5 protein-coding genes and 1 pseudogene are annotated in these 7,089 nt (G+C 40.9%); 5 read left to right on the forward strand and 1 reads right to left on the reverse strand.

Going from position 1 to position 7,089, the window contains the following annotated elements; all coding sequences use genetic code 11:
• The first annotated feature begins 5 nt into the window (after positions 1-5).
• The 5 genes from ABF638_RS05555 to ABF638_RS05575 are packed head-to-tail and all read left to right on the forward strand — an operon-like array spanning position 6 to position 6,854.
• A complete protein-coding gene (locus tag ABF638_RS05555; protein WP_435020969.1) occupies positions 6-155 on the forward strand; it encodes a hypothetical protein in 150 nt (49 codons plus the stop codon).
• The gene (locus ABF638_RS05560; RefSeq protein ID WP_435020971.1) at positions 155-2,824 is read left to right on the forward strand and encodes a TonB-dependent siderophore receptor; all 2,670 of its coding nucleotides are present in this window, start codon (positions 155-157) and stop codon (positions 2,822-2,824) included. The genes ABF638_RS05555 and ABF638_RS05560 overlap by 1 nt, the downstream gene beginning before the upstream one ends.
• 26 nt (positions 2,825-2,850) lie before the next feature.
• On the forward strand, positions 2,851-4,044 hold the full coding sequence (locus ABF638_RS05565) for an ABC transporter substrate-binding protein (protein ID WP_435020973.1): 1,194 nt from the start codon (positions 2,851-2,853) through the stop codon (positions 4,042-4,044).
• On the forward strand, positions 4,032-5,054 hold the full coding sequence (locus ABF638_RS05570) for an iron-siderophore ABC transporter substrate-binding protein (RefSeq protein WP_435020975.1): 1,023 nt from the start codon (positions 4,032-4,034) through the stop codon (positions 5,052-5,054). The genes ABF638_RS05565 and ABF638_RS05570 overlap by 13 nt, the downstream gene beginning before the upstream one ends.
• A 21-nt stretch (positions 5,055-5,075) precedes the next feature.
• Positions 5,076-6,854, forward strand: a complete 1,779-nt coding sequence (locus ABF638_RS05575) for an ABC transporter ATP-binding protein (RefSeq protein WP_435020977.1) — start codon at positions 5,076-5,078, stop codon at positions 6,852-6,854.
• 15 nt (positions 6,855-6,869) lie between these two features.
• Here ABF638_RS05575 and ABF638_RS05580 read toward each other — a convergent pair.
• A pseudogene (locus ABF638_RS05580) lies at positions 6,870-7,089 on the reverse strand (IS701 family transposase); the annotation flags it as partial.

The raw sequence follows: 7,089 nt of genomic DNA on the forward strand, positions 1-7,089 counted from the left end.
TCTGGATGAACTTGACTCTAGAACTCTTCTTCAACAACAAGGAGAAAACTAATTTTTGTCTTCCCTGTGGAAGTGAAGATGATGAAAGAGTCATTACTGCAAAGCGGATTAATTCAGTAAAGTTCCGCAAGAAGCTGGTGTATCAGGAGTTGTGATGAAGCGTTCGTGTTTGTCTGGTAGTGTGCGAGTGTGGTTTTTACTGTGTCTATCGGGATGTTTGAGTGCTATTGCTATTAGCCCAGGATGGGCAGAAGTTAAATCAGGGAATCAGAACCAGGAAGTCCAAAGTCAGGACAATTTCAAACCTCTGCTAACTCGAAAAATTCGGCAATTGAGTGAGGTTGAGCGTCCCAGCACTAGCGCAATCATGTTAGTACAGTCGCCAGTACCAGAAGCAGCACCCGTCTCAGAAGTTGTGCAGGTTACTGGGGTGAAAGCTAATCCCACAGAAAAAGGTGTGGAGGTGATTTTACAGACGGCTCAAGGAGAACAACTGCAAATCACCAATCGCAGTACTGATAATAACTTTATTGCTGATGTTCCGAATGCACAATTGCGTTTACCCAATGGCGATGCGTTTAAATTCAGTTCGCAAAAACCAGTTGAGGGAATTACTGAGATAACGGTTACAAATCTGGATGCCAATACTATCCGAGTTACAGTAACAGGTGCGGCGGGTGTACCTGTTGTGGAGTTGTTTGATAATCCAGAGGAAGGTTTAATTTTTTCTGTTGCGGGTGCAGTAGCTTCCACACCATCACCACAGCCACAGCCGCAAGCAGAAGAACCTGAGAGTGAAACCCAGCCAGAACAACCATTAACTCAAGAGAATCAGCCGATTGAATTGGTGGTAACAGGTGAACAAGATGGGTATCGCGTCAGAGAAGGTTCAACTGCAACTAAGACTGATACACCTTTGCGTGATATTCCGGGTTCGATTCAAGTAATTCCTCGAGAGCTATTAGAAGACCAGAACACAACGCGAATACAAGATGCGTTACAGAATGTTAGTGGTGTAAACAAAGACGGCAATTACGGTAGTTCAGATTCGGGGGGGTACTTCATTCGTGGGTTTGATCAGTCAGGAAACTTCCGTAATGGATTTTCCGATAATGACTTCTACTCTTCAGTAGATACAGCCAATATCGAGCGCATTGAAGTTCTCAAGGGGCCAGCTTCCGTCCTATATGGTCAGGCTGAACCGGGAGGAATTATTAATGTGGTCACAAAACAACCCCTCAGCACCCCCTTCGCTTCAGTTGACCTCAGTGTAGGCAGTTATTCGTTCTATCGCCCCAGTATTGATTTATCTGGGCCACTCACTGACGATGGTTCGGTACTATATCGACTGAATATAGCTTATCAAAATGCCGGCAGTTTTCGAGATTTTAACTTTACAGAACGTGTATTTATTGCCCCTGTTATTACCTGGAATATTAGCGATCGCACTTCATTAACTTTTGACTTTGAATACCTCAACAACAATTATCGCTTTGATCGCGGACTTCCTTCCATAGGAAATAGACCTGCTCCCGTACCCATCGATCGCTTTATCGGCTATCCTATTGACGGAGATACATATGGTGATGATAGTTTTCGGGCTGGCTACAGGTTTGAACATAAATTCAGCGAAGATTGGCAGCTGCGTAATGCTTTTTCCTTTGTATCTGCCAATATAGGAGGCATTGCTGCTTTTAGTGGACGTGAACTGATTGATGAGCGATTCAGTCCAATATTTATAAGTCGTGATGAATTCTTGCGGGAAACCTTTACACTGCAAACAGAACTAGTAGGAAAGTTCAATACAGGATCGGTTGTCCATCGACCTTTACTTGGGGTGGAGTTAAGACGAAATATATGGACTTATACTTCGTTCGATGTGGCAGAACCGACACCTCCTCTCGACATTTTTGATCCTAACTATGACGTTGCACTCCCTGCCATACCTGATGAATCAACCTTTGGCTATACCACTCGTAGAGATACTTTAGGAATTTACTTCCAAGATCAAATTACTTTTGCAGACAATCTGAAGGTCTTGCTGGGCGGGCGCTTTGATGCCTTCCACAGAAGAGAAGACTTTGGAACACCTGATGAAGAATCCCTCAGTGCTTTTAGCCCTCGTGTCGGTGTTGTCTATCAACCCATAGAGGCAATTTCTCTCTACGCCAGCTATACCGAATCATTTCAACCTGATCGATTTCTCGGTCGTGGTGCAACAGGTACTCCCTTCAAGCCAACAAGAGGCACGCAATATGAAGTTGGTATTAAGGCAGACATCACAGAAGGAATTTCAGCAACATTAGCAGCTTACCAAATCACTAAGTCTAATGTAATCACAAGCGACCCTGTAGATCCTGATATTTCTATTCAGGTGGGGGAACAGAGAAGTAGAGGAATTGAGTTAGATGTTGCAGGTGAAATTCTTCCAGGTTGGAAAATCATCACATCTTATGCCTACACAGATGCGATTATCTCAAAGGACAATACAATTCCCGTTGGCAATCGCATCTATAACGTTCCTGAACACGCGGCTAGTATTTGGACAACTTACGAAATTCAAGAAGGTAGTTTAGAAGGTTTAGGGTTTGGATTAGGACTGTACTATGTGGGCGATCGCTTTGCTGATAACGAAAACACATCAACTATGGAGAGTTATTTCCGAACTGATTCTGCACTTTATTACAAGCGGGATAACTGGAGGCTGGGGCTTAATTTCAGGAATCTTTTCAACGAAACTTATTATGAGACTTCTCAAAGTAGAAACATCATTTATCCTGGCGCACCTTTTACTGTGATCGGTTCATTTTCTATCCAGTTCTGAGTTTAATCAATAAAACACCATTCATCATGTTTCTTAAAATTCGCCGCCAGATGAGACTGACTCTGCATAAATACATTGGCTTGGTTATTGTCACAGTTCTCTTAATTACGGCTTGTCAAAGTGGTGTTCCCAACAGCCCCAATTTAGAGAATGTGCGATCGCTATCCACTGATTGTCGAGTCGTTGAACATGCTGGCGGTGAAACTACTATTTGTGGTAAACCCCAGAAAGTAGTTGCACTAGAACCAAAGTTACTCAGTATGATGTTGGCTCTTGATTTCCAGCCCTCTGGCTATGCCGATGCAGGTTTGTTTAATCTGCGCCAATTCAACAATCCCAGTAAACAAATACCTTACTTAGGTAATTTTGTCACAAGTCAGCCGATTAATTTAGGCGATCGCAGCAATCCCTCTCTGGAAACTCTGACTTTACTCAAACCAGATTTGATTCTGGGGATGAAATGGCAGGAAAATAAGCTATTGTCTGCTATTGCTCCGACTGTGCTAATAGACGACACAGAGGAAACTTGGCAAGACAATATTAGAATTTTGGCTAAAGCACTCCATCGTGAAGACAATGTACAACAAGTCATTGCCTCACATAAACAACATCTGGCTGAAGTTCGCACTAAATTAGCTCCGCTTGTCAACACCCACCCGCGAGTGCTGAATATAGCTTGCAACCAATCAATGGACTACATTGAAATTAGATACAGTGGGGATTCAGTTCAACTCCTTGAAGAAATTGGATTTCAATCTGTGTTACTTGAAGATGTGGAACGGAAACCAGGAGTACGACCCAAAGTAACTATTGAAACCTTATCTCAACTCAATGCAGATATTATCATTGTCCATACTTGGATTGATCATTGGGATGGACACTCTACTTATAACGTTCCGCTAGAAGCACTCAAAGAAAAATGGGCTAAAAATCCCCTGTTGCACGATTCACGAGCATGGAAAGAAGGTCGAGTTTACTTTGTTGATTATCATGCATGGGGTGGTGTCATTGGCGGGTCTATAGCCGATTCTCTCATGTTAGAGCAGTTGCCCACACTTTTACTTTCACCTATGCAAGGTAATTCCAAACCAATATTCCACACTGATATCAGTTTAATAAATTTGTTTGGCGGAAATTACTCTGACAATGCTTCTTCTCAGTTGGGTGTAATACCAAGGGAACAATTCTCTGTGGGGGAAGCAATCTCATGGGAATTTTGATAAAAAAGCAAGTGCCAGCAAGAATAGCTATTCGGAATTTTGTTGGTTTATTTTTTATTAGCCTATTAGGTTTTTTTCTCATCTCAGCTTGTAGTAATCATATCAACCCAAAAGCGACAAACTCAACTTTGAGACAGATAGCTGGAGAGTGTCGAGTGATTAAACATACAATGGGAGAAAGTTGTATTCCAGTTGACCCCAAACGGATTATTTCTGTAGACCAATTTAACTCTAGTAATATTCTAGCTTTAGGTATAAAACCTGTTGGAATAGTTGGAGCTAAAGAATATCTGGATGCTCCATATCTGAAAAATAGGATTCAAGGAATTGAAACTATTTACACCGTCAATGGAGAGTTTAGTTTAGAAAAGGTTTTATTACTCAAACCTGATCTAATTATTGGTCTGTCATCTAGACAGTCAATTTATAAGCAGTTGTCTTATATAGCCCCAACTGTTTTGATACCTTGGTCAGAGATTTCATACGATTGGAAGGAAAATTTTAAAAATGTTGCAAAACTTTTGGGCAAGTTAGAAACTTTCAATCAATTGATGAAAGATTATGAAAACCGCGTTCAGAAGCTTAGACAAATATTAATTAATTCCCAAAATAATGGTGAAAAGGATAAAGAACAGCTAATCCGAGCATCTTATGCATCCATATATTATGGAAATTTTACTCTTTCTCTTGATGGCTCTTTCCCAGGAACAGTCTTAAAAGATGTTGGATTGCAACCTCCATCATCAGAAACCCCTGGCTCTTTATCTCTACCTATTTCTGAAGAATATCTGCCAAAAATTGATATTGATGTTCTCTTTGTGGGAACCACTGATGACAATAATTTATCTAAACTTGAGCAGCTTCAACAAAAACCGATTTGGTCTAATGTCAAAGCAATTCAACAGAATCGAGTATATTTAACTAAAGCTTCAGTTTGGTGGGGGTACAACGTTTTGGCAGCCCATGCAGTGATTGATGACTTATTTAAATACCTCGTCAACAAACCCTAAACCCATTTTGGCTGACTCACAATGACATCTTCCTTAACTTCTAAAAACCATCCTCTTCTACGTTTATTACACTACGCCAAAAACTACCGTCCTCAAGTATGGACTGCTGTAATCTTTACCATTATCAATAAAATATTAGACCTAGCACCATCATATTTAATAGGTGTCGCCGTAGATACAGTGGTGCAAAAAGAGAACTCTATCATTGCCAAAGTTGGGATTACTAACATCACTGGACAACTGGCAATCCTATCATTATTAACTTTACTCATTTGGACTTTTGAATCAATATCTGAATTTATTTATGATCGCCTGTGGCGTAACCTCGCTCAAACTATGCAGCATGAGTTACGTATTGATGCCTATAGCCATTTGCAAGAACTAGAACTGAGTTACTTTGAAGAACGCTCTACAGGCACACTTTTGTCAATATTAAATGATGATATCAATCAATTAGAAAGATTTCTTGATTCTGGTGCGGCTAGTATTCTGCAATTTATTACCACTATTTTAGCTGTAGGCGGTTCATTTCTTCTCATTGCCCCTAATGTAGCTCCTTTTGCAATCATACCCACACCCTTCATTTTCTGGGGTTCTTTAGTATTTCAAAAACGACTCGCACCCCGTTATGCAGATGTGCGTGATAAAGCTGGATTTATTAATAGTCGTTTAGCTAATAACCTCTCAGGGATTGCTACAATTAAAAGCTTTACTGCTGAAAGCTACGAGAGAGATCGTGTCTTATCTGAAAGTGAAGCCTATCGTCGTAGTAACCGTCAAGCGATCGCACTTAGTGCTGCTTTTTATCCAGCAATTCGATTAGTGGTTGTAATCGGTTTCATCGCCACGTTGTTTTTTGGTGGGCTTGCTGTGGCGAATAATCAGTTAACTGTGGGAACTTACGGTTTCATGGTGTTTATTGTTCAGCGATTACTCTGGCCGTTTGCCAGTTTGAGTAACATCATGGATCAGTATCAACGGGCAATGGCTTCTACCCGAAGAGTTATGGGATTGTTAGATACTCCCATTGCTATTCCCACAGGGAAGCATCCTTTACCGTTAAAAACAGTACGCGGTGAAGTGCATCTTGACAATATCACCTTTGCATACAATGGTCGCACCAATGTACTCAAAGATTTATCACTGCATCTTTTACCAGGTGCAAATATTGGCATTGTTGGTGCAACTGGTTCTGGTAAAAGTACCCTAGTCAAATTACTGCTACGCTTTTACGAAATCCAAGGCGGACAAATTCTGGTTGATGGTATTGATATTCGGGAATTGCAACTAGGGGAACTGCGACGCTGTATCGGTTGGGTGAGTCAGGATGTGTTTTTATTTCACGGTACGGTAGGGGAAAATATTGCTTATGGCAGTTTTGATGCTACTGAGTCAGAAATTATTCATGCTGCTAAGTTAGGGCAAGCACATGAATTCATCATGCAACTACCCCTCCAGTACGATACTATCGTTGGCGAAAGAGGTCAGAAACTTTCTGGTGGTCAAAGACAACGAATTGCGATCGCGCGTGCTATTGTCAAAGACCCACCAATTTTGATTTTGGATGAAGCTACCTCTGCGGTAGATAATGAAACCGAAGCAGCTATTCAAAAGTCATTGGCGATGATTACTCAAAATCGGACTACAATTGCGATCGCTCACCGTCTTTCTACAATTCGCCACAGTCATTGTATTTATGTGATGGATCGTGGTCAAATTGTTGAGCAGGGTAAACACGAGGAGTTACTGGCGATGGATGGAATTTACGCCAGTCTGTGGCGCGTACAGTCTGGGATTTAACCCTTTTCCATCACTCTAGGCAGAGTAAAAAGATAAATCCTCCGATTGTGAATAAGAAAAAATGAAACCAATAAACTCATTCATAATTTGAATTAGCCATTGAAAACCAATTTGTAAATACCGATTGTTAAACAGTTGTATCCAAGGTTTAAGTAAACAGTAATAAATGTATGGTTGGAGGATTAAGCGTAAATTATTCAGTCGGTGATTCCAACTAGAAATGTTATTCCACCAA

Origin of the sequence: Nostoc sp. CALU 1950 (genome assembly GCF_051172895.1) — a bacterium.
Taxonomy (GTDB): Bacteria; Cyanobacteriota; Cyanobacteriia; order Cyanobacteriales; family Nostocaceae; genus Nostoc; species Nostoc edaphicum_A.

Bases quoted from the DNA above. Each gene is read 5' to 3' on its own strand.
- ABF638_RS05555 (WP_435020969.1), top strand. From the start codon at position 6: ATGAACTTGACTCTAGAACTCTTCTTCAACAACAAGGAGAAAACTAAT.
- ABF638_RS05560 (WP_435020971.1), top strand. From the start codon at position 155: ATGAAGCGTTCGTGTTTGTCTGGTAGTGTGCGAGTGTGGTTTTTACTG.
- ABF638_RS05565 (WP_435020973.1), top strand. From the start codon at position 2,851: ATGTTTCTTAAAATTCGCCGCCAGATGAGACTGACTCTGCATAAATAC.
- ABF638_RS05570 (WP_435020975.1), top strand. From the start codon at position 4,032: ATGGGAATTTTGATAAAAAAGCAAGTGCCAGCAAGAATAGCTATTCGG.
- ABF638_RS05575 (WP_435020977.1), top strand. From the start codon at position 5,076: ATGACATCTTCCTTAACTTCTAAAAACCATCCTCTTCTACGTTTATTA.